Below are 25,352 nucleotides of genomic sequence, written 5' to 3'. Positions count from 1 at the left end.
TCAGGGGCGATTCTGCGCGCATCGCGCCTGATTCCACAGGGCAATCAGCTCCTCGGCGGACTCGGCGTACTGAGCCCCCGTGTTGAAGGTGGTCAGCAGGTGCTGGCGCGCGGCCGGGCCCCCCACCGCGACGGGCGTGGGCGAACAGGTCCGTAGCACCTCTTCCAGCAGGGATTGAAATTCCGTCCGCTCGCGGCTCTGCACGAAGGACAGCGCCACCAGGTCCGGAGTCAGCTGCGCACAGGCGGCACGCAGCGCGTTAGCGGGAGTATCCGCTCCCAGCATCGTCACGCGCCAGCCCTTGCGCTTGAGCTGGACGCCCAGGCCCAGCAGCCCGCCCTCGTGGAAGTCCCCAGGCGGACACGCGAGGAGTGCGCGAGGACCCAGGGCCGGGCTCTCCACGCTCAACAACACCTGCCACAGCCGATGCCGGACCAGGGCCGACGCCAGGTGCTCGCGCGCGATGTCCAGCCAGGAGCTCATCTCGCGCAGCAGCGGGAGGAGGAAGTCGTCGCAGTACGTGTCCACGTCCATCGACTCGCGAGCGGCGCTCAGCACCCGCGACATCTCCTCGGTGTCCATCAGCCGTGCTGCGGGCCAGAAGCGCGCCGTGAGGCGGTCCGTGCCGGGCGGCACATCCAGCGACGCGTTCTCCACCTGGGCGATGGCGTCGCTCACCGCCAGCCCATCCATCTGGACGAGCCGGGCGACGCGGCGGACGGACTCCACCTCGTCGCGTGAGTAGACGCGGTAGTTGTTGCCCTCCATGCGAGAGGGACGCGGAAAGCCGTAGCGCCGCTCCCACGCGCGCAGCGTCGCCTCTCGGATGCCCGTCAGTCGGGCCATGGTGCGGATGCGGACCATCATGGCGACATCCCTCGGACGGTGTCCCAGCGCTCGGCGACGCCGCGCGCGCCGGAGACCTTGAGCGTGAAGCCGTCCAGCGTCGTCGCGGCCAGGAGACTGCGCACCACCGACTCCAGGCCGGACTGGAAGACGGACAAGGGGCCGGGTGGGTGCGGTGTCCCCACTTCCAGCAGCACGTCCGGGCGCTCGTGCTCGAAGAAGGTGTAGCGCACGGCGATGGGCACACACTCCACCCGGGACACCCGCCCGAGCAGCTCCACGCCGCGCTCCATCCGCAAGGGCAGCTCGCCCGGGGGTCGGTGTTCGCCCTCGGGAAAGACATACAGCGCCGAGCGCGGACGGCGGAGCAGCTCGCGCGCATAACGCAGCGACTCCACGGAGGAGCGAGGGTCCTTGCGGCGGATGCTGAAGGCGCCGATGCGCGAGAGGAAGCGGTAGCGGCGGAGGTTCTCCTCCTCCATCAGGCAATAGCCATCCCAGCCCGCGACGTGTGAGAGCTGGTGCAGCATGAAGCCATCCCACCAGTTGGTGTGGTTCAGGTACACGAGCCGCCCCGGCCCTGGGGCGGGAAGCTCCCCGCGCACCCAGAGCCCGCGAAACGCCGAGCGGAACTTCCGCCCGATGTACGCGTCGAGCATCCACCCGAAGGGCCCCCCCTTGGCCGCGGGAATCACGGTGCTCGAGCCTCCCGCCTCTTCGCCAGGAGCTCCACCAGGCCCGTGAAGAGGGCCAGCCCCAAGGACACCAGCACGCTGGTCACCAGGAAGAAGATGACCTCCTCCAGCGGCACCACGCCCAGGTAGATGCCCAGGTGCAGCCCGTCACCGAAGTTCCAGATGCCCGTGGTGATGGCCAGGTGGTCGGCCACCGCGAGGTACAGGCCCACGATGACGGCGGGAGGCAACACCGCGCGCAGCACCGCGCCCGAGCGCTCCTTGTAGTGGTGCATCAGCATCCACAGCTGGAAGAGGATGACGGGCAGCGCCCATGCCAGCAGGTGGATGAGATAGGCCCAGCGCGTCTCCATCATGACGACACCTCGCGAGGGGTCAGCACGGGGCTGGGCGCCACGGGGGTGACGGACTCCTTCGGCGCCAGTGCGCGCGCCAGTCGCGCCCGCGCCCACAGCCCGACGAGCAAGGTCTGGAGGCCGAAGAAGAGATACTCCTCGAGCGGCAGGTAGCCCAGCTTGATGCCCCAGATGCGGTGTGCATCGAAGCCCCAGAGGCCCCACTTCACCGCGAGGTTGTCCCAGGGCGACGTCGCCGCGTAGACGACCACCAGCAAGAGGCCCATCGGCGCCAGGGTGCGCGGCGTGAAGGTGCGTCGGTAGCGCCAGAGTTGAAAGAGAATGGGCAGCAATACGAACAGCCCTAGAAATCGCGCGTACGTCATCCCGGCCCTCCGTTCAGCTCCGGCCACACCCGAACCATCCGGCCTCCAGGCAGCAACGCGTACGTGTGCCCGCGCCACGTCACCGTGCCCTGCCGTCCCAGTGAAACCCCGAAGGCCGTGAGGAGCAGCAGCTCTCCCAACAGCCAGTCCGTCAGCGCGCGGCTCCGTCCACGCGGGGCTGCTTCGTGCGGTGCGCTCAGGGCATCGAGCCGCAGGGCCAGCAGGACGCGCATGCCCACGAGCACCGCCACCGCGAGCGACAGCGGGGGCGAGCCCATGAGCGCGGCGAGCACCACCAGCGGCACCGTGGGCGTGAAGAGCAGCGGCACGGTGGGGAACAGCGCGGGACGATGGCTGGCGAGCACGCGCATCCAGCGGGTGAAGCGGGAGAGCGGCACGTCCCACGAGCCCACGGTTCCGACGGGAACCTGCGCGGGCGCGGTGCTCAGCGCGACCTGGAGTCCCCGCGCGTGCAGACGCTTCGACAGCTCCAGGTCCTCGCCGATGTGGTCGGACACGTGCTTCAGCTCTTCCATCGCGGCGGGGGAGAAGCCCAGGGCCTTGCCACAGATGGCCTTCGCGCCCGCGCTCATCACCTGGAGCGCGAGGAAGCTGTGGTGCGTGTAGCGGAGGAGTCCCGCCATGGCGCGGCCCGCGCCGTCCTGTGCATCGATGGGAGTGGGGGCCGCGGAGCTCAGCGCCGCGCCTTGAAGCAGCGGGGCCGCGAGTCCTTCCACGAGCGCCCCCGTGACGGCGACATCCGCGTCCACCGCCAGCACGACCCGTGCGCCCACGGGCAGCGCCTCCAGCGCATAGAGGAGATGCCCCACCTTGCGGTTGGGCGTGGGCGGGTCGCTCGGCAGCCAGCGCATGCCGGGCGGAAGACGCGGCCGATAGGGCGACACGACCACCTGCTCCAGCGGCCCCGCGTAGTCGATGGGCCGAGAGAGGTTCTCCAGCTCGCGAGGGGTCGGTGCATCGACGGGGCGCAACAACAGCACCGCGGGCCGGGTGCTCAGCGGGCCTTGCGTGGGGCGCATGCGCGCGAGGCGGAAGAGCGCCACCGCGCTGAAGCCCGCGGCGAGCACGGCCCATGCGACGCCGACGAGCACCGGCACGCTCGCGTCCGACATGAGCACCGAGGCAAGGCCCTCGTGGGTCAGTGCGCTCATGCCGCCGTCCCCATGCGCGTGCGGAAGTGCGCCATCCATCGGATGAAGGGCGAGTGGAAGCGGCGGAAGTCCGCGACCTCGCCCATGCAGTCCAGCGAGTCCTGACGCGCCTCCATGCGGGCATAGAAGGGAGACGACTCGAGCAGCCGTCCCTCCCCCACCACCACGTTGCCCGTCTGGAGTCGTGAGGGCACGCGCAGGCCCCACCCCGTGATGACGGTGGAGCGCAGCGGAGACTCCGAGCCGCAGCCACACCACACGCCCTCCTCACGCGCCACCATGCGAAGCGGCTCGACGCCATCCGGCAGGTGGTAGTCCACCACCGTCGCCTCCCGATGATGCGTCCGCGTCCAGTGCCACCCGGCGAGCCGCTCCCCCAGCAGCTCGTCGCCATGGTTCGTGTCGTGGTAGCCGAGCCCCTCTTCCTTCACCCCCAACGACGGCACCTCCAGCCGAGCCCGCGCACGCGGCGCCACCGCCTGCCAGTAGTGCGGCAACCCGGGCATGAGCCGCACCACGTCCCCCGACGGCGTCAGCGGCTCCAGCGTGAGCCGCGCACTGACGGGCCGCCCCCACGGCGCCGTCCAGTCCGCGACCTCCATCCGCACCGCACCGTCCTCCCCATAGCTCAGCGTCGAGCGGCCGATGCGCAGCTGCCTCCCCTGAATCACTTCCGCCTCGGGGTACTCGCTCAGCACCCAGAGGCGGCGCACGCCTTCGTGGTAGAGCGCGAAGTTCACCGCGCAGTGCTCCATCGGCCCGCCGCCGCGCCTCGCGGCCACCGAGTAGCGCGGCGAGAACAGCGAGCCCAACATGAAGATGCACACCGCGCTGAAGGGTCCCGCCGAGACATCCGCGTAGAACCAGCGATACGCCCCCGCCTCACTCGGCGGCATCGGAATGACTCGCGAGGTGCTCATGCACTCCTCCGCAGATGCTCCGAGGCCAGCTCCGCGGCGAAGCGCCCCGACAGCATCACCAGCGGCACACCGCCACCGGGATGCGTTCCCCCGCCCGCGAAGAACAGGCCCGGCGTGGTTCCTCGGATGCGCGGACGGCGGAACGGACCGAACTTGCCGTGCGGCAGGAAGCCATAGATGGACCCGCCCGGCGCCCCTTGCGCCGCGAGGTCCACCGGCGAGCGCTGCCCCAGGATACGCACGCGTCCGCGCAGCTCCGGATGGTGGGCGAAGAGCTTCTCGAACATCTGCGCCTTCACCCGAGCGCCATGCAGCTCCCAGGCACGAGCCTCCACCTCCGCCCTCGCCGCCTCCACGGGCAACGACGGTGCGTTCACCATGACGAACAGGCCCGTGCGCCCCGGCGGCACCATCGTGGCATCCGTCGCGGACGGGTTGCAGAAGTACACCGTGGGGTCCGACGCGAGCTCTCCCCGGAACAGCTCGTCGAACTCGCGCCGATAGTCCCCGCCGAAGAGGACCGCGTGGTGCGGCAGCGAGGGGCGTCCTTCCACCTCCAGCAGCAACACGTAACCGGAGAGCGCCAGCGACTCCTCGCCGCGATGCAGCGACTCCAACGGGTCCGCGTTCACCACGACGCTGTCGAAGCCCTCTGCGTCGGCTCCCGCGCTCACGCGATAGCCCTCGCCCGTGCGCTCGAAGCGAGCCTTCGTCTTCAGATGCACGGTGACGCCGAGCCTGCGCACCGCTCGCCCCAGCGCATCCACCAACGCGCCCACGCCCCCCTGCGCGTGGTGGACCCCCATCGCCCGCTCGATGTGAGGAATCAGCGCGAAGGCCGCGCTCGCCTCGTAGGGCGAGGCCCCCGCGTAGGTCGCGAAGCGGCCCACGTACTGTTGAAGCTGAGGCGTGCGCAGGTGCTTCACCGCCAGCCCATGCAGGGACGACATCCGCATCCCCGCCAGCACCGCGCCAATCCCCCGCCGAGCCACCCGCCCCATGAAGCCAGCCATGCCCTCGAACGGAGCTTCCAGGTACGGCTCGCCCGCGGCCCTCCAGATGTCCTCGGCCTCCGCGAAGAGGCGACGCAGCCCCTCACCTTCTCCTGGGCTCACGCGGTCGGCACTCGCCACGGTGCGCTCCAGGTCCTTGAACGCGGTGAACGTGCCCCCATCCGCGAACCGGTAGGCACACTGCGTCTCCAGCTCCGTGAGCGGAGGCATCAGGTCCGATGCGCCCAATTGCTCGAACGTGCCGCGCACCAGGTCCGGCAACGTGAGCAACGTGGGCCCCGTGTCCAACGTCACGCCGTCCACCGTGACCGCTTGAGCCTTGCCGCCGAGCGAGGCCCCGCCCTCGAAGAGCGTCACGTCATGCCCCTCTCGAGCCAACAGCCCCGCGGCGGTGAGCCCGCCGATGCCACCGCCCACCACGGCGACACGCCTCCGCATGCGCGACTCACCCATGGCGTCGCTCCTCCAGCACCCCGGGAAGCAGCGGCACGTGCGCCCCTTCCGGGAGCCTGGGCAGCACGGACTCGGGACGCAGGAACGACGCCGCGGCCAGCGCCAGCTTCCGCCGCGTCGTCACATGCGCCCGCGCGCTGAACACGTCGTAGTCCCGCGCTTCGATGTCGCGAAGGATGTCGCCATAGATGGCGCCCATCAGCCGCACCATCCGCTGACTCCCGAAGCCCGTCAGCGAAGGCACCCCTTGCGCCGCCCTCGCGTAGTACGAGCGCGCCCGAGCCACCTGGAAGCGCATGAACTCCCGCCACCGCGCATCCACCGTGCCGCGCCGCAGGTCCTCCTCGGACAGCCCGAACGCGGCCAGCTCCTCGGCGGGCAGGTACACCCGGCCTCGCTCGAGATCCTCGCGCACGTCGCGCAGGATGTTCGTGAGCTGCATCCCCCGGCCCAGGTCCGCCGCCGGCCGCAGCGCCGTCACATCCGAGCACCCCAGCACCGGCGTCAGCATCAACCCCACCACACCCGCCACGCGGTAGCAGTAGAGGTCCAGCTCCGCCCACGTCTCATAGCGGTGCTTCGTCAGGTCCATCTCCATGCCGGAGATGAGGTCCTGGAAGGGCTGCTCCGGAATCCGGTAGTGCCGCACCGTATGCGCGAGCGCCGCGAACTCCCCCGCGTCCCACGGCGAGCGCGCCACCCCACCCTCGAGCCGCCCCCCCGGCGGTCCCATCTCCTCCGACGCCAGCTCCGGCATGGACACATACAGCTCCGCCACCCGGCTCCGCGCCCGAGCCAGCCGCACGGACAGCTCCTCCGCGCCCGAGCCCGCCTCATCCACCAGGTCATCGAGCCGCCGGCAGAACGCATACAACGCGAACGCCGCCTTCCGACGCTGCCCGAACAACAGATACGACGCGAAGAAGAAGCTCTTCGCGTGGTGACGCGTCACCTTCCGGGCCAACGCGTATCCCTGGCGCACCAGCGCCCCATCTTCGGAGGAGGTGCTCATGCCGCGGCCTCCTTCTTCGACAGGGACGTCGGCGCACGCTCGCGAGACACCAACGTCACGCCCTGCGCCCGCGCCCAGTCCGTCAGCCGCTCCGTCACCAGCCGCGCGGAGATGAGCACCGTGGGCAGCCCCGTCCCCGGCTGCGTCGAGGCCCCGACGAAGAACAGGTTCTTCACCCTCGCGTCCTGATTCGCGGGCCGGAAGGGACCAATCTGGAAGAAGTTCTGCGCCAACCCGAACGCACTGCCGCGCGCCAGGTTGAACGTCCCCGCCCAGTCATCCGGCGTGAAGACCCGCTCCACCTCGATGTCCGACTCCAGCTTCGGAAAGCCCAGCTCGGAGAGCCGCGCGAAGACCTTGGCGCGGACCTTCGGCCCCTCCACCTTCCAGTCCAACGACGGATGCTGGTGCGGCACGGGCACCAACACGTAGAGCGAGTCCTTGCCCGCGGGCGCCAGCGACGCATCCGTGCGCGTGGGCGCGTTGACGTAGAAGCTCGGGTCCTCCGGCACTCGGAAGCGCTCGAAGATGTCGTCGAACGAGCCCCGGTAGTCGCGGCCGAACACCACGTTGTGGTGCAGGAGCTCCGGGTACTTCCGGCGCAGCCCCAGGTAGAGCATGTAGCCGCTGGACGTGTAGCGCAGCTTCTCGCGCCGCTTGAGCGTCGTGGCCTCCGGGTCCAGCAGCTTCTCGTAGGCGTAGGGCAGGTCCGCGTTGCACAGCACGGCGTCCGCCTCCAACACCTCGCCGCCCTGCAACCGGACGCCCGTCGTGCGGCCACCCTCCGTGAGGATGCGCTCCACCGGCGTCCCGTAGTGGATGCGCACGCCCTCCTCCAGCGCCAGCCGCTCCAGCGCCTGGGGAATGGCATACAGCCCTCCCTTCGGGAACCAGATGCCCACGCCCAGCTCGGTGAAGGGCAGCAGGCCATACACCGCGGGCGACTCGAAGGGAGACACGCCCAGGTACATCGTCTGGAACGTCATCGCCGCGCGCAGCCGGTCATCGCGGAAGTAGCGGCTGACGTCCGAGTACATGCGGCGGTGCGCGCGCACCTGGAAGATGCGGGCCAGCACTCGCGGCGAGAGGTAGTCGGTGATGCCCGCGTAGTTGCGGCCCACCAGGTGGTCCAGGCTGGTGCGGTACTGGACACGGCCCTGCGCGAGGAAGGCGAGGTAGCGCGCGTAGCTGCCGGGCTCCACCCGCTCCAGCTCGCGCCCCATGGCGCACAGCTCGGAGGTGAAGGTGACGTCCGAGCCATCCCGGAAGTGCAGCCGGTAGTTCGGCTCGCACTTGAGCAACGTCAGGTAGTCCTCGATTCGTCGGCCCAGCGCGCGGAAGGTCTCCTCGAACACCTCCGGCATCAGCACGATGGTGGGACCGAGGTCCCAGGTGAACCCGTCCACTCGCAGCCGGCCGCAGCGCCCACCGGGCGCGCCTGTCTTCTCGACGACCTGCACCTCGAAGCCCTGGTGCGCCAGCCGCGCCGCCGCGGCCAGGCCTCCCACGCCCGCGCCCACCACCACCACCCGTCTGCCTTGCGTGCGTCCGCTCATGGTCTCCTCAAGACACGCGCCGCGAGAGGTGGACGATGAGGGCATCCAGCAAGTCCCTCACGCCGTTGGAGTTGGGCAGCGACTGGAGCGCCCGCCGAGCAGCACGCGTGCTCCGCTCCACCATCCGCTCACACGCCGCGCGCCCGCCGAACTGCTCCACCAGGGCCCGCGCCCGTGCGAGCGCCTCCGCGTCCTTGCGCGACTCGGGCAGCGTCCACAGCGCCTCCAGCTCCGCGCGTCCACCGGGCGTGGCCCGCGCCAGCGCCGCGAGCACCGGGAAGGTGCGCTTGCCCTGGAGGAAGTCCCCGTCCGACGCCTTGCCCGCGACGCGCGAGTCTCCGAAGAGTCCCATCACGTCATCCTGGAGCTGGTACGCGAGCCCCACGTGGCGCCCCACGCGCTCCAGGCCGTCGAGCAGCTCCGCGCTCGCGCCGCCCAACATGCCGCCACACACCAGGGGCGCGCAGAAGCCATAGCGAGCCGTCTTCAGATAGGCCACGCGGAGGACCTGGAAGAGCGACACCTCCGACAGCGGCGCGTGCCCCAGCGCCAGGTCCAGGTATTGGCCCGCCGCCGTGTGCCGACACACCGCCAGGTAGTGGCGCACCACCTTCGCCACGCCCGGCAGCCCCGACTCCAGCATCGCTTCCAAGGAGCGCGCGAAGAGGTGGTCCCCCACCACCACCGCCAGGTCCTCGCCCATGCGGCCCGGGGCCAGCACGCGGTGCAGCGCCACGCCGCCACGCCGCAGCGAGGCACGGTCCGCGATGTCGTCGTGGATGAGCAGGAAGGTGTGGAGCAGCTCCATCCCCGCGGCGAAGCGCCACAGCTCGGAGGGGACCACGGGAGTGCCTCGCGCCAGGCAGTGCCCCGCCATCACCAGCAGGGGCCGCACCCGCTTCGCGGGACGCAGCGCGAACGCCTTCGCCTCCTCCATCGCCCGAGACCAGCGCGCGTCGATGCCCACCTCATCGGGAAGCTCGAAGAGCTCCCCCAACGACGCCTCCACCTGCGCATGGATGAGCGACAGCCACGCCCGCTCCAGGGGGACCTCTCCCGGGGACGGCAACACCGCGGGTCGAGGAAGGGCCACGGGTGATTCCTCCAGTTTCACAGCTGTCCGTCCTTCCAGAGGTAGCGTTGCGTCCATGGCTTGTCAAGGCTATGTCTAATGTCTGTATAAACCTTGTCCACTAGGGGTCACCTTCCATGAAGCTGTGGATCACAGGCACGCTGGCAGTGGTCCTGTTCACACAGGCCGCTCTCGCATCCAATTCACCGGACGTCCCACCCGATGCCGCGTTACGAACTTCCAGCGGGGACTCCGTCCGGTTGTCCAAGTGGCGGGGCAAACCGGTCATCTTGTTCTACGAGGACCGGGACTCCACCGCGCTCAACGCGGGACTGAAAGAGGACCTCTTCGCGCGGGGGCGTGAGCGCAACCTGCTGGGCTCCGCCTGGGTGGTGGCGGTGGCCAACCTGAAGTCCTTCGACTTCTTCCCCGCACGGCAGATTGCCCTCTCCTATGTGCGGGATGAAGAAAAGAAGGTGGGGGTGCCCATCCTGGTCGACCTGGACGGGACGATGGGTGCGTCCCCATGGTCCCTGCCCATGAAGACCTCGAATGTCCTGTTGCTCGATGCACGAGGCGCGGTGGTCTACCGGCACTCCGGGCGGATGAAGCCCGAGGAGCAGGTGGCGTTCTTCTCCGCGCTCAGCCAGTTGGTGGGCGTGGACCTGACGACACCCGCGGCGCCGGGAGCGTCCCCATGAAGGTGGCTGTCACGGGCGCCACGGGCTTCCTGGGCGTGGGTGTTGTCCAGGGTTTGTTGAGCCGGGGGCACCACGTCCACGTGCTCGCGCGCGACGTGCCCAAGGCGCTGGAGCGGTTACCGCCGGGCGTGACGGGGGCCGCGTATGACACGGGGACGGCGGTGTCCGGGGAGGCCCTGGCCGGCGCGGAGGCGGTGCTGCATCTGGCGGGGGAGCCCGTGGCGCAGCGGTGGAACGCGGAGGCCAAGCAGCGCATCCACGACAGTCGGGTGCGGGGCACGCGGCTGTTGGTGGAGGCGGCGAAGGCGGCGGGCACGGTGAAGCGCTTCGTGTCCGCGTCCGCCATCGGCTACTACGGAGGGGCTCGCGAGGCGGAGCCGCTGACGGAGGAGAGCTCACCCGGAGACGACTTCCTCGCGCGGGTGTGCATGGCGTGGGAGGCGGAGGCGGCACGAGCGCGGGAGGCGAACATCTCCACCGCGGTGGTGCGCATGGGCGTGGTGCTGCACCCCGATGGCGGCGCACTGCACAAGATGTTGCCGCCCTTCCGCATCGGCGCCGGAGGGCCCGTGGGCAACGGCCGGCAGTACGTCAGCTGGATTCATCGCGAGGACGCGCAGGCGCTCTTGTGCTTCGTGCTCGGGGACACGCCGCTCGAAGGTCCCTTCAACGCCACGGCGCCGGAGCCCGTCACCAACGCGGCCTTCGCACATGCGCTGGGCCATGCGCTGGGAAGGCCGTCGGTGATTCACATCCCCGCGTTCGTGGTGAAGGCGGCCATGGGGGAGATGGCGAAGGTCGTCGTGGAGGGTCAGCGCGTGCTGCCTTCGCGCGCGCAGAAGGCGGGCTTCACCTTCCGCTTCCCCGAGGTGGAGGGAGCCCTGCGAAACCTGCTGTCATAGGTTGACGAGCCATGGACGCCAGGGAGCTGGAAGTACGCGCGCGCGCCGAGGGGACGCCCGTCATCACGGGAGACACCGCCACCTTCGTGTGGCGCGGCCGAGGGCCCGTGTTCCTCCAGGGGGACTTCCAGGACTGGAGGGGAGAGCCCCTCGCCCTGGAGCGCGTGGCGCCGGGGCTGTGGGTCCGCTCGCTGGCGCTGCCTCGCGATGCCTATGTCGAGTACGCGCTGTTCGACGCGCGCGGACAGCGGCTGCGCGACGACTTCAACCCCCGCGTCTCCGACAACGGCTTCGGCGACGTCAACCACGCGTTCTACATGCCGGAGGGCGGGCCTTCGCTGCCGGCGCGCAGACCCAGGGGGGCGCCTCGAGGACGTGTCACCCAGCACCGCGTGGACATGTCCGACGTGGGGCTGGATGGCGAGCGCACCGTGCACCTGTACGCCCCCCCCACGCGAGAGCCCGTGCCGCTGCTGGTGGTGTTCGACGGCGAGGACTACCTGCGCCGCGTGCGCCTGCCGGAGCTGGTGGACACGCTCGTCGCCGATGAGCGCATGCGCCCGGTGGCCCTGGCGCTCGTCTCCAACGGCGGCATGACGCGAGGCGTGGAGTACGCGTGCAGCGAGTACACCGTGGCCCTGCTGCTGTGGAAGGTGCTGCCCCTGGCCCGCGCCAACCTGCCCCTGCTGGACGAGCGGCACCACCCCGGCGCGCACGCCGTGCTGGGGGCGTCCCTGGGCGGCCTCATGGCCCTGTTCACCGGACTGCGCGCGCCGGAGGTCTTCGGCCGGGTGCTGGCCCAGTCAGGCGCCTTCGTCGTGGAGAATCACGAGTTCGTCGTCTTCGACCTGGCCCGCCACGTCCCACGACGCCCGCTGAGGGTGTGGATGAGCTGCGGTCGCTTCGAGGTCCTCTTGGAGGGGAACCAGCGGCTCGCCCCCCTGCTGACGGCCTCGGGGCACCGCGTCGAGTACCGGGAATTCAGTGGGGGACACAACTATCCAGCCTGGAGGGATGACGTGGTGCGTGGGCTGGAGTGCCTGTTCCCCCCTGTTCTGTCGCCCAGGCGCCGCTAGTTTTCGACTTGGACGCAACTGGAGCCGGGGGGGCCCGATAACCTCCAGGAGACGTCCCGGAGCCATGCCCCCAAAGGGCTCCCCGTCTTCCTGGAGCGCATGCATGTCGCGCATTGATGGTGGAAACCGCACGTCCCCGCCGAAGGGCTCCTCCACGGAGCGCTCCAGCACGGAGCGGCCGGACTCCGCCTCCAAGAGCGCCCAGCAAGTCCCGGGAAAGAAGGACCTCCCGACAGCTCGTGCGGTGAGCCCGTTTCAGGGACGCAGCGACTTCGAGCCGGACCGCCGGACACCTCCGCGCGGCACGCCGGACCTGAGCGGTGCGCTGACGTCGCTCGCCGCGGAGGCACACGCCCGGGCCATCGCCGGAGCGGACGCGGAGCTGGAGCTGCTCTCCGAGTTCCCCGACGCCGACGCGCAGGGGGGGATGGCCTCCGCCATGCTCCACGCCCACGCGGACGAGCCCATGTCGCAGACGCGCATCGTCGAGCGGCTGAAGCAGGACGGCCGCCTGGAGTCGCTCTTCGGCGAGGTGTTCCGCGAGGGCAACCCCTACGTCGAGCAGCCGCACCGCGCCGCCGTCGTCCGCGCACTGGACACCGCGCTGGCGCGAGGCGCCGTGACGAGCGAGGACCTGCGCGCCTTCACCCGAGGCGCCTACGCGCAGGAGTGGCGGCAGATTGGCTCCGAGCTCTCCGCGCCGGCCGTGAGCCCGCGCAAGCCGTAGTCACGGCGGAGAGCCCGGAGCGCCGCGCCCCGGGCTTCTTCCTCAGGGCAGCGTCACGGCCCCCGGCACGGTGCGCTGGCCCGGGAGGCCGATGCCCAGGGTGCCATGGACGTTGGTGCCCCAGCTCATCGCGCTGCCATCCGCGCCCTGGGCCACCGAGAAGTCCCCGCCCGCCAGCACGCTCTTCACGCCGTGCAGCCCCTTCACCAGGGTCGGCTCCAGCCGGTCGGAGCTGTCCCCCGTGCCCAGCTGCCCGTGCGAGTTGCGTCCCCACGCCCAGGTCTCCGAGCCCACCGCGAAGGTGTGCGAAGTCCCGGCGCCCACGGACGCGATGGCCGTCAGTCCGGGCACCGGCGCGGGCACCCGCCGCGTCGTCACCGTGCCATCTCCCAGCTGGCCCTGGCCGTTGTGGCCCCACGTCCAGACGGTTCCGTCCTCGCGCAGCGCGACGGAGTGATAGCCCCCCGCGCGCACCGTCCGCACCTGGTCCAGCTCCACCACCTGGAAGGGTGACAAGCGATTGGTGAAGGTGCCCTCGCCCAGCTGGCCGTGGGAGTTGTTGCCGGTGGCCCACAGCGTCCCGTCGAAGCGCAGCATCAGCGAGTGGTACTCACCGCCGGCCACCGCCACCGCGCCGTCCAGCCCCAGCATGCGCGTGGGCACGGCGCGCGCGTCCATCGTCCCGTCGCCGAGCTGGCCGAAGACGTTGTAGCCCCAGGCCCACACCGTGCCGTCCTCGCGCACCGCCAGCGAGTGGTAGCTGCCCGCGGCGATGGCCGTCACCTTCTCCAGCCCCACCACCTGGACCGGGAGCGTGCGCCGCGTGTTGGAGCCGTCCCCCAGCTGCCCGAAGGTGTTGTCGCCCCACGCCCACACGGTGCCGTCGGAGCGCAGCGCCAGCGTGTGCCGCGCGGCCGGGGCCACGGCCACCATCGCCCCCAGGCCCGCCACGGTGATGGGCGTGGCCCGGCTCTCCGTGGTGCCATCCCCGAGCTGCCCGTCCGCGTTGCCACCCCACGTCTGCACCGTGCCGTCCGCGAGCAGCGCCGCCGCGTGCTGATGCCACGCGCTCACGGAGACGGCGGGCACCAGCACCTTCGAGCTCGGCAGCTTCACGCCCACGGGCTCCAGGCTCGGTCCCGACTCCGCGTCACCCAGCTGGCCGTACTCGTGGCTGCCCCAGGAGAGCGCGCGCTCGTCCCCCAGCAGCGCCAGCGAGTGCTGCTCTCCCGCCGACGTCTCCACCGCGTTGAGGAGACCCTCCACGCGCACGGGGCGGAAGCGCCAGAAGTGGGTCCCATCGCCCACCTGTCCGAAGGCGTTGGCGCCCCAGCCCCACACCGTCCCGTCATGCCGCACCGCCACGACGTGGTGCGCGCCCGCGGTCACCGCCTTGACGTCGGCCAGGTCCTGCACGGGCTTGGGCGTGGTGCGCGCCACGTTGGTGCCATCACCGAGCTGCCCGCTGTCATTCGCGCCCCAGCTCCACACCGTCCCATCGGGGAGCACCGCGAGGGAGTACGCCTGTCCGACGCTCACGTTCATCGCGGCGGACAACCCCGCCACACGCACGGGCGACGCGCTGGAGGTGGTGGTGCCATCCCCGAGCTGTCCTCGGCCGTTCGCGCCCCAGGCCCACACCGTGCCGTCCTGGCTCACGACGAGCGCATGCGCTTCGCCCATCACCCCGGTGGCGATGCCGGCCAAACCCTTCACCTCCAGGGGCGAGGCACGGTCTCCCAGCGTGCCGTCACCGAGCTGCCCGCTGCCGTTCGCGCCCCACGTCCACACCGTGCCGTCCGCGCGCAGCACCATCGAGGAGTCTCCTCCCGCCAGCACGGCCACCACGCCCCACAGGCCCTCCACCTTCGCGGGATACGCGCGCGACGTGACGCCGCCATCGCCCAGCTGGCCCTGGCTGTTCCCACCCCACGACCACACCGTTCCATCACACGCGAGCACCAGCGAGTGCTGTCGGCCCGCCGACGCCGCGCGCGCGCACGGCAGGTTGCGCGCGAGGACCGGTGAGGCGCGATGGGTCGTCGAGCCATCCCCGAGCTGACCGGAGGTGTTCTGTCCCCACGCGAGCACGGTGCCGTCCGCGCGCACGAGCAGCGAGTGCGCACGCCCCGCGGAGAGCCTGCGCCCCTGCCCCAGTCCTCGCACCTGCACCGGCAGCGAGCTCCACCCCGCCGCGCCCAGGCCGAGCTGCCCGAAGCGGTTGTAACCCCACGTCAGCAGCATGCCGTCCTCGCGCACGGCGAGCACGTGCAGGTAGCTGGCGCCCAACAGCTTGATGCCGGAGAGGCCGGGCACCGCGCCCGCCACGACCCGAGGCGTGACCCCTCCATCACCGAACTGTCCATACGCGTTGCCGCCCCAGGCGCGCAGCGTCCCGTCCTGAGCCAGGGCCATGGAGTGGTACAGCCCGCCGACGACGGAGGACACCCCCGTCAGGCCGTAGACCTGCACGGCGCGGAACCGGTCGGACCACGAGCCGTCTCCCATCTGCCCTTCCGTGTTGTCACCCCAGGCCCACACGGTGCCGTCATCCCGCACGGCCAGGCCATGCGCGGCGCCCGCGGCCAGCTTCACCACGCGCGTCAGCCCCGTCACCTGGACCGGCGACGCGCGCTGCACACCCGCGCCATCTCCCAGCTGTCCCTCGAAGCCATCACCCCAGGCCCACACGGTGCCGTCGGTGCGCAGCGCCAGCGAGAAGTAGGCGCCCGCGGCCACGGACGTCACTCCCGACAGGCCGGTCACCTGCACGGGCGCGCGGCGGTCGGTCGTGGTGCCATCCCCGAGCTGCCCCGCGCCGTTGTAGCCCCACGTCCACACGGTGCCGTCCGTGCGCAGCGCCACCATGTGGCTGCCGCCCGAGGCCAGCGCCTTCACGCTGCTCAAGCCCTCCACGCGCGCGGGCGAGGCGCGGTCCTTCGTCGTGCCGTCCCCCATCTGCCCCTGCGCGTTGCGGCCCCAGCCCCACACCGTCCCATCCGAGCGCAGCGCGAACGAGTGATGTCCCGACGCGCTCACGGAGACCACGCCGGAGAGCCCCGGCACGCGCACGGGCAAGTGGCGCTCGGTGGTGGTGCCATCACCCAGCTGGCCATTGGTGTTGCGCCCCCACGTCCACACCGAGCCGTCCGACAGCGCGGCCACCGAGTGGAAGCTGCCCGACGCGACCGAGGCGACGTTCGACAAGCGCGTGACGACCTCCGGCGAGAGCATCCGCTCGGAGCTGCCGTGTCCCAGCTGGCCCGTCGCGCCGTGGCCCCACGTCCACAGCGTGCCGTCGGCGCGCAGCACCACCGCGTGCTGCGTCCCCGCCGCCAGCGACGTCACCGCCCCCAGCCCCCGCACGCGCACGGGGAGCGGGCTGTCCGCCGTGGTGCCAATCCCCAGCTGCCCCTGCGAGTTGAGCCCCCAGGCGAACACGCCGCCGTCATCGAGCAACACCAGCGAGCCCGCGTCCTGCGCGGCCACGGCCTTTGCTCGCGCGATGGAGGTGACCTGCACCGGCGAGGGGCGGTCCGTCCACGTCCCATCGCCCATCTGCCCGGAGGAATTGGAACCCCAGGCCCACACCGTTCCATCCGAGCGCAGCGCGAGCGCGTGATAGAGGCCCGCCGTCACGGCGGAGACCCCCTGGAGCTGGGACACCTGCGTGGGCGCCAGGCGCTGGATGTAGGTCCCATCGCCGAGCTGTCCGGAGCCGTTGGCGCCCCACGCCCACACGGTGCCGTCCGAGCGCACAGCGAGCGAGAAGTCGAAGCCCGCCGCGAGCGCCACCACGCCCGTCAGGCCCACGACCTGCGCGGGAGAAGGACCCGGCTGCGAGTGGCCACGTCCGAGCTGGCCATAGAAGTTGCTGCCCCAGGCCCACACGGTGCCATCGGCGCGCAGCGCCAGCGAATGGAACTCCCCCGCCGCGACGGCGACGACGTCGGAGAGCCCCGGCACCTTCTGCGGCGTGGGGCGGTCGACGTTGGTGCCATCCCCCACCTGGCCCGCGTTGTTGCCTCCCCACGTCCACACCGTCCGGTCCGCGCGCAGCGCGAGCGAGTGGGCATCCCCCGCGGCGATGCTCGTGACGTCCGTCAGCCCCGGCACCTGCTGGGCGACGACGCGCTGGAACGACACACTTCCGGTGCCCAGCTGTCCGGAGCCATTGCCGCCCCATGCCCACACCGTGCCGGCCTGCGTGACATAGAGCGAGTGCTGCGCACCCGCGGCGACCTTCGACGTCGCGGACGCGAGGGCCTGGGAGCGAGCAGCCGGAGGGTGGGACGGTTCCGCGGGGCTCGAGGTGCCTTCACACCCCATGACGAGCCAGACGCTCAGCACCAAGACCTGTGCGAAGCCCGGCCTCGCCATCACGTTGTCCTTCCGCATCACTTGCCTCCAGCACGGGAAAGCGGCCGTCCATACTCGTCTCCCTGGCGAATGAGAAGCCTGGGAGCACGCGGCGTCGCCCTGAGTGGCCACCGCGAGAGAAGGACCCCGCCACGAGAACCCGAGCCACCGCCATCCGCGAGCGCGTTTCACGTTTCTTCACGCGGAAGGCATTGCGACGCGGCGACAGTCGGCAAGGATGGGGTGGACATGAACTCATGGGTGCGTTTCGTCGTCTTCGTGGTCCTCACGAGTGGACCCATCGTGGGAGTCCACATCTACCTGTACCGGCGCCTGTTCTCGGACACCTCGGAGAACCGCATGTGGCGCCTTGTGGGAATGGGCGCGATGGCGGTGCTGTGCACCCTGCTGCTGTTGTCCTTCACCCTGACGCGCGTGCTGCCGATGGACTTCACGTTCAAGGTCGCCACCGTCGTGTGGATGTGGATGGGCATCTCGCTCTACCTGCTCTTCGCCTTGTGGCTCATCGGCGGGGGGCGCCTGGCGATGCGGCGCTTGCGACGCCTGAAGGCCGCGGTCGTCTCCGCGGAGCCCGGTGTGATGGCCGTGAGTGGCGCGGGGACGGTGCCCGCCGCCGCCGTGCTCGCGGCGCCTGCCGAGGTGCCCGAGGTGAACGTGGAGCGGCGGCGCTTCCTGGCGCGCGTCTCGGCGGGTGGTGCGGCGCTCGCGGCGGGAGGGCTGTCGGGCTACGGGGCCTGGAACGCGTTCCATCCGCCGGTGGTGAACGAGGTGGCGGTGCGGCTTCCGGGGCTGCCTCGGGAGCTGGATGGCTACACCATCGTCCACCTGAGCGACATCCACGTGGGCCCGCTCATCCGGCGCCGCTTCATGGACGAGCTGGTGGCGCGGTGCAACGCGCTGCACCCGGACCTGGTGGCCATCACCGGTGACCTCGTCGACGGGAACGTGCCGGAGCTGGGCCCCTCGGTGGCGGCGCTGCGGGAGCTGCGCACCCGGGACGGGACGTACTTCGTCACGGGCAACCACGAGTACTACTGGAACGCGAACACGTGGGCGGAGGCGCTGGAGGGCATGGGCGTGCAGGTGCTGCGCAACCGGCACGTGCGCGTGGGTGACTCGGCGGCCTCGTTCGACCTGGTGGGCGTGGACGACTGGGCGGCGAAGGGCATGGGCCCCGGTCGGGGCTATGACCTGGAGGCGGCCGTCCTCGGGCGACAGCGGGACCGGGCCGCGGTGCTGCTCGCGCACCAGCCCGCCAACTGGCGCGTGGCGGCGCAAGCGGGCATGGGGTTGCAGCTGTCCGGACATACGCACGCGGGACAGTTCTTCCCCTTCACGCTCGTGGTGTCCGCCATGTGGGAACACAAGGCGGGGCACTACGAGGAGAACGGCCAGCACATCTACGTCAGCCAGGGGACGGGCTTCTGGGGCCCGCCTCTTCGCGTCGGCACCGGGCCGGAAATCGTCAAGGTGACGCTGCTGGCGTGAGGCGTTGCCGACGCCTCGAAAGACTTCGGGCGGCCCTCTTCATCGAGAGAGCCGCCCGAGCCTGAACCTCCGCTGTCACGGAGCGCGGGGCCCCGTGGGTCTCACTAGGGCAGGACGTTCTGCCGACCCGGCGTGAGCGTGGGGGAGAACTGGAAGTCATCCACGTTGTCGTTCGTGTCCGAGCTGTCCGGCTTGCGGCCCAGCGAGCCCTGCAGGTTCGCGTCCGCCAGCCCCGTCGGGCTCCGAGGGCCTTCCACGAAGTTGAACGGCCCGCGCACCGGCGTCCCGGCATCCCACTGGATGGTCGCGCTCGAGACGGACCCCGTGTAGGAGACCGAGTCCAGCAGGACGTTCTGGGTGCTGTCGTAGATGGCGATGGCATCTCCCACCGGAGTGCCGCCGTTCTGGATGGCCTTGCCGACGGGCAGCTCCATCACCTTGACGCCCGTCTGGCCTCGGAGCGGGTCCACCACGTTCGGGTGGCCCAGCACCAGGTACTCACCCGGCTCCAGGACCTGGAGGTCGGTCAGGTCGTACCTGTCGTAGCTCGTCGGCTGGGCGCCATTGCCGTTGATGAGGACGATGAACACCCCCGACAGGGAGACGGGGTTGGCGGTCGAGTTGTAGATCTCCACGAACTCCTTGAGCACGGTCGAGTCCGTGCCCACCGGGTCGTAGTCGAACTCGTTGACGACCAGGTGGCCGGTGGCCGGGCGCTCCTCGGTGGTGATTTCCGCCACCTTCGTCACGCCGGCATACGTCGCGGACAGCGTGCCCGTGCTCGCCGTGGTCCCCGCCGTGAAGCTGACCTGCACCTGCGTCGCGCCTTCCGGCACCGTCACCGTGGCGGAGGGCAGCGTCCCCAGTCCCGTGGCGGGAGCCAGCTCCAGCGCGATGACCACGCCGCCCGCGGGAGCCCTGCGGTCCAGCGTCATCGTGAAGGCCTGGAGGGTCCCGAAGTACACCGTGCGACGCTCGGGAGAGATGGACGCGAGCTTCGGCGGCGGCGGCGTCACCGTGACGTTCGTGCTCCGACGCACCCCGAGCAGCGACGCGGACACCGTGCCCGCGCCATCCCCCTGCGCATCCGCGGTGAAGTGGAACGTGGCCTCCGTCGCCCCCGCGGGCACCGTCACCGTCGCCGGCACCGTGCCGAAGTGGGTGACGCCCGTGGCCGGCGTGGCGGCCAGCGTCACGGAGACATCCTCCGTGGGCGCCGAGGACAGCGTCACGCGGAACTCCTGCGTCTGCCCGTAGCCCACCGTCACCGGCGCGTCCGGAGTCAGCGTCGCGAGCCTCGGCGCCGTCAGGTCCAGCGTCACCGTGGCGGTGGCGCCGCTCGAGCCGATGCCAGCGCTCACCGTGCCCGTGGGCCCCACGGCCGCTTCGTCGACCGTGAGCGAGAACGACGCCTGCGTCGCGTTCAGCGCCACCGGCAGCACGCCGTTGGCGGGCGTCAGCGTGCCGAAGCCCGCCGCCGGATTCACGCTCAGCGCCACCGTGGCATTCGCGGGAGCGGGGCGGTCCAGCTCCACCGTGAAGGACACGGTGCCGCCCGGCACCACCGTCACGTCGGAAGGCGTCACGCCGACCACCGCCGGCTCCTCCGCCGCGCCCAGCACGCGGAACGAGGACTGGAGCGAGGTGGCTCGCAGCGTCGCGGTGAGCGTCACGCTCGCCGCGGACGCCAGGGGCTCCACCTTCACCTCCACGGAGCTCTGGCCCTTGGGCACCGTCACCACGCCGTTGGGCACGCGCAGCGCGCTGCTGTTGCTCGAGGTGATGAAGACGTCCAGCGCTTCCGTGTACGGGCCCGACAACGTCAGCGTCAGGGCCTGCGGGAAGGTGCTGACGGGGCCCGCGCCGCCCATGCGGACGAAGCCGCCAGGGCCGAAGCCCGTCAGCGACGGCAGCGGCGGCGCCAGGTCCGCGATGCTGCGGGGCACGACCTTGGAGTCGCTGAAGTTGTAGGTCAGCACGCCGCGCAGCGAGCCGTAGCGCGTGCCCACCACCGGCGGGTCGTACGAGTAGGAGAAGTCGTCCACCATCAGCGACGGCTGCCCCGGGTCACCGCTCTCGTTGACCAGGAACTGGATGAACCGGTCCGCGGCGGTGTTGACGACCACGTCGCGCACCTCGACCAGCACACCCTCCAGCGCCGCGGCCCTGGGTCCCCCCGTGCGGACATCCGCCGAGGTGACCACCACCGGCGCGGGCAGCGCGTTCTTGCTGCTGCGCTTGGAGTACTTCACGTCCACCAGCTCCGGCAGGCCGTTGTAGACGGTCAGCACGCCCGTGGTGATGTCCACCCGGTCGCCCACCGCCAGGTCCGCCTTGGGCGAGTACACGTAGATGCCCGAGTGCTCCACGCTCGTCCCCGACGGCAGCGGGTGCACCTGGAGCCAGTAGCCCTCGTTCGTCGACGTGCCCTTCACCACGCCCGTGACGATGGCGTCGGTGAGCGCCACCTCCTTGCCCTCCAGGGGCAGGCGGTCGCCATCGGGCGTCTTCAGCGCGTGGATGGTGGAGGGGCAGCCCAGGTTGCCGGGGTTCGCCACGTCGCACGCGTCGCACACATCGCCCTTGCCGTCGCCGTCCCGGTCCGCCTGGTCGGCGTTGGCCACGAACGGGCAGTTGTCCTGCCACGTCGGGATGCCATCGAAGTCGTCATCCCCCACGGCCTTCGGCGCGCACGAGGTGGAGTTCGCCGCCAGCGGGCACACGTCGCACGCGTCGCCCACGCCGTCGCCATCCGAGTCGGCCTGCTTGCCACCGTCCATGGGACGGATGGGGTTGAAGACGAACGGGCAGTTGTCGGCGCGGCCCTTGAGCCCGTCGCCATCCCGGTCGTCCGCGCGGGTCTCGCCCGAGTAGACGTTGGAGCCCGTCACGGACGCGGGCCACTTCGGCTCGTTCGCGATGCGCCGGGGCTGGCACACGGGCTCCCCTTCCGGGACGCCGCAGGCGAACAGCGGATAGGCGGTGGCATTGGCGGTCTGCAGCGCCGCCAGCGCCTTGCCCAGCTCCGACTGGAGGCAGGCCGACTTGGGCTTGCCGCACACGTCCACGGTGTCGCAGGCCTCCGTGGTGCCCTTGAGGGCCTCCACCAGCGTCCGGTCACCGTAGAGCGCCTTGCCGCCGCGCATCGACAGCACGACGTCGCCGGGCTCGGCGGTGATGACCGCGCGGTGCGGGGACTTCGCGAACGTGCGCAGCGAGAAGACCGCCAGGTCCCCCAGCATCCCCGGGGCGATGCGGCCCAGGCGGCTCTGCGCGTTCAGCGCCTCCGCCGCGTTGGCCGTCGTCATGCGCCAGAGCTCCTGGTCGCTGTAGGCCCGGAAGAAGTACGTCGAGTTGAGCGCGTCCGCGCACTTCAGCTCGCGCAGCATGTTCATGGAGCCGGACTGGAGCCACTCCGTGCTCAGCGCCACGCTCACGCCCATCCGCTTGAAGACGGGCAGCATGGCCGTGTCGCCATACAGCGCGACGTTGGAGCGCGGCGTCCACACGAGGCCCGTGCCCCGGTCCGCCATCTGTGAGATCTCCCGCGCCGTCAGCGCGATGCCCTGCACCACCGCCGTGCGCGGCATCAGCACGTCGTTGCCGCCCGCCGACACACAGCGGAACTCGTTGAAGGCCTCCTTGTTGATGCCCTCGGCGATGTGCGGCAGGTACGCGGCGTAGCGAGGCAGGCTCGACGTCCGCGGCAGGAAGGAGTAGCCGCAGCCCTCCGCGTAGGTGTCCGTCTCCAGGTCGCCCAGCGGGTAGAGGCTGGAGACGACCGGCCACAGGTCCGGGCCCTCCTGCCGGCTCACCAGCACGATGTCCAGGTTGCGCAGGAGGCCCGCGGAGCCGCCCGACCCCGCGCCCGCGATGGACGTGGTGCCCGCCATCAGGTGGCGCAGCTCCGCGAAGCTCACCGCATCCACGCCCGCCGCGCTGCTGTTGTTGAGCTCCGTGTGGTTGCGCAGGCCATGGTGCCAGTCCAGGCGCTGCTCGTAGCGCTCATCCGACGAGGCGAGCGGCGGCGACCGGTAGTTGACGTGGTCATGCGCGTTGATGAGGCCCGGGGAGATGACACCCGTCGGGCACGACACGTGGGTGGCCTCGGCGGCGCCCTCGGCCGCGGAGCAATCACATGCGGAACAGGTGATGACACCCTGCGCGTTCACGAGCACCTGCCCGCCCGCGAGCGTCTGCTTCTCCATCAGCACCAGGCCCGTGACCAGCCGCGCGCCATTGCCGGGCTTCGTCACCGCGCACGTCGCGCCATCCGGGAGGGCAGGCGCCTCCGCGGCCGCGCAGCGAGTCACCGTCAGCGAGCAGTCCGCCTGACAGCCGTCGCCGTCCACGGTGTTGCCGTCGTCACAGACCTCGACGTCCTCGACCTTGTTGTTGCCACAGACGGCCTTCTCCGGCACGGGCGTCGTCGAGCAGTCCGCCTCGCACCCGTCACCCCCCACCAGGTTGCCGTCGTCACACTGCTCCCCTTCCTCCTGCGTGTTGTTTCCACACGCCGCGGTGACGGGGGGGCCGCACTTCTCACCGACGCACCTGCCGTCGTCGTCCGAGCAACCAAATTGCACCAACAGCACCGCGCCAAGCGCGGCCAACCATAAGCGAGGGGACTTTCGCATCTCGTGGGTCTCCCGGAGACTCCGGCCAGGGGTGAAGCGGCACGTCCTACGACACGCGCGGAGAGTATCCCGTGAAACATTTCAGCGACAGGCGACCCCCGGGGGGCTGGGGACGAATCCGGGGGCAGTCGCGGAGACCCCATGGGCGCACCCGCAGGCTCGGCGGGGTGCGCCAAGCGTCCGGCTCCCACCTTTCTGTAGAGTGAGGCCTTCGATGACGGCCCACACCCTGACGAGCCCTGTTTCCCGCTTCCTGGATGGACACTTACGACGCGACGCCCAGGCCCGGGAGCGGTCCGTGGCGCGGTACATGGCGGGCCTGTGCGGAGCGTCGCTCCTGGTGGCGGCGTCGCTGGGCTCATCGCTCGGGTGGGGTTTGACGCAGGCGCTCATGGGGTTGGCCGCGGCGCTGGCGCTCTACTACTTCGCGCTGTGGCGGGTGCTGAGCGCGGGGGTGTTCCACCCGGTCATCCCCTGGTTCAACGTGGCCATCGAGGTCAGCATCCCCGCGGTGGTGCTCGCGGTGGACCTGCGCTTCCAGGGGCCCATCTACGCGCTGACGGCGCCCACGCTGGTCATCTGGCCCACGCTGATCACGCTGGCGGCGCTCCGGAGCAACCCCCGGCTGGCGCTGGCGGCGGGCATCCTGGTCGCGGCGGAGTACCTGGCCATCTACTACTTCTCCGTGCTGCCGCTGTTGCCGGAGTCGGCGCTCCTCACGCTGACGCCGCGCTTCATCGCCATCCGCTCGTTCTTCTTCGTGGCGGCGGGAATCTTCACGGCCACGATGGCGCGGCACTTCATGAAGCTCACGAAGGGCGCGCTGTCCGCGCTGCGGGAGCAGGAGGTGATGGGGAAGTACGTGCTGCACGAGCGCGTGGGTGCGGGCGGCATGGCGGAGGTGTACCGGGCCACGTACTGCCCGGAGGGCGGCTTCCAGAAGCAGGTGGCGCTCAAGCGCATCCTCCCGTCCGTCGCGGATGACGACGAGTTCGTGACGATGTTCCGCCGGGAGGCGGAGCTGTGCTCGTCGCTCAACCACCCCAACATCATCCAGGTGTTCGACCTGGGGCGGCATGGGGGGACGTACTTCCTGGCGATGGAGTTCGTGGAGGGGATGGCGCTGAGCGCGCTGATGCGCGGCGTGGGGCGCAGGCCGTTGCCGGTGGCGGCGGTGGCGTTCCTGGGGGCGGAGCTGGCGTCGGCGCTGGACTACCTGCATCGGCGCATGGGCGCGGATGGGCAGCCGCTGCGGCTGGTGCACCGCGACTTGAATCCGCCCAACATCCTGGTGTCGCGCTTCGGGGACGTGAAGCTGTCGGACTTCGGCATCGCGCGGGATGCGGCGCGCTCGCAGCTCACCGCGGTGGGGAACGTGCGGGGGAAGCTGGGCTACATGGCGCCGGAGCAGGCGGCGGGCCGGCCCTTCGATGGGCGCGCGGACCTCTTCGCGCTGGGGCTCACGCTGCATGAGGCGCTCACGGGGCGCCGCGCGCTCCAGGGCTCCACACAGGAGGACATCCTGCGGGCGACGTTGGACAAGGAGCTGGAGCCGCCCTCGCGCTACAACCCCGAGGTCCCCGCGGCGTTGGACGCGGTGGTGATGAAGCTGCTCGCGAAGGAGCCGGAGCAGCGCACTCCGAATGGCGCGGTGTTGCGGCAGCAGCTCCTCGCGCTGGAGGGCGAGGCGACGCCGTATCCTCGGGGACAGGCGTTGCTCGCGGGTGTCTTGCGCGAGGCGCAGGAGCGGGCGCAGCAGGGACAGGCACAGGAATCGAAGGAGCAGCCGGTCGCTCCCGAGGCGTCCGCGAGGCGCTCCGCCTGAGGCCAGCACTGTTGGTGTGAGGGGGCGTCGGCTTCTCGGACAACCGGGCTGGCTTGCGGCGTCTCGTGTGGGGAGGAGGGCGTCCTGGGCGCTCGAAACTCCTGCGCGGGTGGAGGCTTCGCGCTAGTTAGGGCGCGCACGCCTCATCAGGAGCCA

The 25,352-nt window shown here is 70.8% G+C and carries 18 protein-coding genes; 6 read left to right on the top strand and 12 right to left on the bottom strand.

Features of this window, described 5'->3' with window-relative positions; translation table 11 throughout:
- From MYSTI_RS04560 to MYSTI_RS04515, 10 genes are read right to left on the bottom strand one after another with little or no spacing between them, the layout of a single operon-like run.
- Positions 1–867 (bottom strand): MerR family transcriptional regulator, encoded by an 867-nt coding sequence (locus MYSTI_RS04560; RefSeq protein WP_015346525.1) that lies wholly within the window; start codon positions 865–867, stop codon positions 1–3.
- Positions 864–1,541 carry a lysophospholipid acyltransferase family protein gene (locus MYSTI_RS04555; RefSeq protein ID WP_015346524.1) on the bottom strand — a complete coding sequence of 226 codons (678 nt, stop codon included), beginning with the start codon at positions 1,539–1,541 and terminating at the stop codon, positions 864–866. The genes MYSTI_RS04560 and MYSTI_RS04555 overlap by 4 nt, the downstream gene beginning before the upstream one ends.
- A complete protein-coding gene (locus MYSTI_RS04550; protein ID WP_015346523.1) occupies positions 1,538–1,897 on the bottom strand; it encodes a lycopene cyclase domain-containing protein in 360 nt (119 codons plus the stop codon). The genes MYSTI_RS04555 and MYSTI_RS04550 overlap by 4 nt, the downstream gene beginning before the upstream one ends.
- Entirely contained in the window at positions 1,894–2,262 is a 369-nt protein-coding gene (locus MYSTI_RS04545; protein ID WP_015346522.1) for a lycopene cyclase domain-containing protein, read from the bottom strand. The genes MYSTI_RS04550 and MYSTI_RS04545 overlap by 4 nt, the downstream gene beginning before the upstream one ends.
- Complete coding sequence (locus tag MYSTI_RS04540) at positions 2,259–3,434, bottom strand: glycosyltransferase (protein WP_015346521.1); 1,176 nt, start codon at positions 3,432–3,434, stop codon at positions 2,259–2,261. Before MYSTI_RS04540 ends, MYSTI_RS04545 begins: the two co-directional genes overlap by 4 nt.
- Positions 3,431–4,354, bottom strand: a complete 924-nt coding sequence (locus MYSTI_RS04535) for a carotenoid 1,2-hydratase family protein (RefSeq protein ID WP_015346520.1) — start codon at positions 4,352–4,354, stop codon at positions 3,431–3,433. Before MYSTI_RS04535 ends, MYSTI_RS04540 begins: the two co-directional genes overlap by 4 nt.
- Positions 4,351–5,820: a phytoene desaturase family protein gene (locus MYSTI_RS04530; protein ID WP_015346519.1), complete on the bottom strand. Its 1,470-nt coding sequence runs from the start codon at positions 5,818–5,820 to the stop codon at positions 4,351–4,353. The genes MYSTI_RS04535 and MYSTI_RS04530 overlap by 4 nt, the downstream gene beginning before the upstream one ends.
- Complete coding sequence (locus MYSTI_RS04525) at positions 5,813–6,832, bottom strand: phytoene/squalene synthase family protein (RefSeq protein WP_015346518.1); 1,020 nt, start codon at positions 6,830–6,832, stop codon at positions 5,813–5,815. Before MYSTI_RS04525 ends, MYSTI_RS04530 begins: the two co-directional genes overlap by 8 nt.
- Complete coding sequence (locus tag MYSTI_RS04520; protein ID WP_015346517.1) at positions 6,829–8,388, bottom strand: phytoene desaturase family protein; 1,560 nt, start codon at positions 8,386–8,388, stop codon at positions 6,829–6,831. The genes MYSTI_RS04525 and MYSTI_RS04520 overlap by 4 nt, the downstream gene beginning before the upstream one ends.
- Before the next feature lie 7 nt (positions 8,389–8,395).
- On the bottom strand, positions 8,396–9,481 hold the full coding sequence (locus MYSTI_RS04515; RefSeq protein ID WP_015346516.1) for a polyprenyl synthetase family protein: 1,086 nt from the start codon (positions 9,479–9,481) through the stop codon (positions 8,396–8,398).
- Positions 9,482–9,720: 239 nt separating this feature from the next.
- Between MYSTI_RS04515 and MYSTI_RS04510 the strand changes: the two genes are divergently transcribed.
- The 4 genes from MYSTI_RS04510 (at position 9,721) to MYSTI_RS04495 (ending at position 12,866) form a co-directional block, all read left to right on the top strand.
- Positions 9,721–10,161 (top strand): YtfJ family protein, encoded by a 441-nt coding sequence (locus MYSTI_RS04510; RefSeq protein WP_233278168.1) that lies wholly within the window; start codon positions 9,721–9,723, stop codon positions 10,159–10,161.
- On the top strand, positions 10,158–11,063 hold the full coding sequence (locus MYSTI_RS04505; RefSeq protein WP_015346514.1) for a TIGR01777 family oxidoreductase: 906 nt from the start codon (positions 10,158–10,160) through the stop codon (positions 11,061–11,063). The genes MYSTI_RS04510 and MYSTI_RS04505 overlap by 4 nt, the downstream gene beginning before the upstream one ends.
- A gap of 11 nt (positions 11,064–11,074) precedes the next feature.
- On the top strand, positions 11,075–12,139 hold the full coding sequence (locus MYSTI_RS04500; RefSeq protein ID WP_015346513.1) for an alpha/beta hydrolase-fold protein: 1,065 nt from the start codon (positions 11,075–11,077) through the stop codon (positions 12,137–12,139).
- A gap of 103 nt (positions 12,140–12,242) precedes the next feature.
- Positions 12,243–12,866 (top strand): hypothetical protein, encoded by a 624-nt coding sequence (locus MYSTI_RS04495; protein WP_015346512.1) that lies wholly within the window; start codon positions 12,243–12,245, stop codon positions 12,864–12,866.
- 42 nt (positions 12,867–12,908) lie between these two features.
- On the opposite strand, the gene MYSTI_RS04490 is transcribed toward MYSTI_RS04495, so the two are convergent.
- The gene (locus tag MYSTI_RS04490; RefSeq protein ID WP_015346511.1) at positions 12,909–17,264 is read right to left on the bottom strand and encodes an RCC1-like domain-containing protein; all 4,356 of its coding nucleotides are present in this window, start codon (positions 17,262–17,264) and stop codon (positions 12,909–12,911) included.
- Positions 17,265–17,474: 210 nt separating this feature from the next.
- On the opposite strand from MYSTI_RS04490, the gene MYSTI_RS04485 reads away from it, so the two are divergent.
- On the top strand, positions 17,475–18,734 hold the full coding sequence (locus MYSTI_RS04485) for a metallophosphoesterase (protein ID WP_015346510.1): 1,260 nt from the start codon (positions 17,475–17,477) through the stop codon (positions 18,732–18,734).
- A 104-nt stretch (positions 18,735–18,838) separates the two neighbouring features.
- On the opposite strand, the gene MYSTI_RS04480 is transcribed toward MYSTI_RS04485, so the two are convergent.
- Positions 18,839–23,347, bottom strand: coding sequence for a lamin tail domain-containing protein (locus tag MYSTI_RS04480; RefSeq protein WP_233278167.1), 4,509 nt, complete (start codon positions 23,345–23,347; stop codon positions 18,839–18,841).
- A 322-nt stretch (positions 23,348–23,669) separates the two neighbouring features.
- Here MYSTI_RS04480 and MYSTI_RS04475 point away from each other — a divergent pair, with 322 nt between their 5' ends.
- The gene (locus MYSTI_RS04475) at positions 23,670–25,196 is read left to right on the top strand and encodes a serine/threonine-protein kinase (RefSeq protein ID WP_233278166.1); all 1,527 of its coding nucleotides are present in this window, start codon (positions 23,670–23,672) and stop codon (positions 25,194–25,196) included.
- Positions 25,197–25,352: the final 156 nt, after the last annotated feature.

It is taken from the genome of Myxococcus stipitatus DSM 14675 (assembly GCF_000331735.1).
GTDB lineage: Bacteria > Myxococcota > Myxococcia > Myxococcales > Myxococcaceae > Myxococcus > Myxococcus stipitatus.
This window is presented reverse-complemented; position numbering and strand designations above follow the sequence as displayed.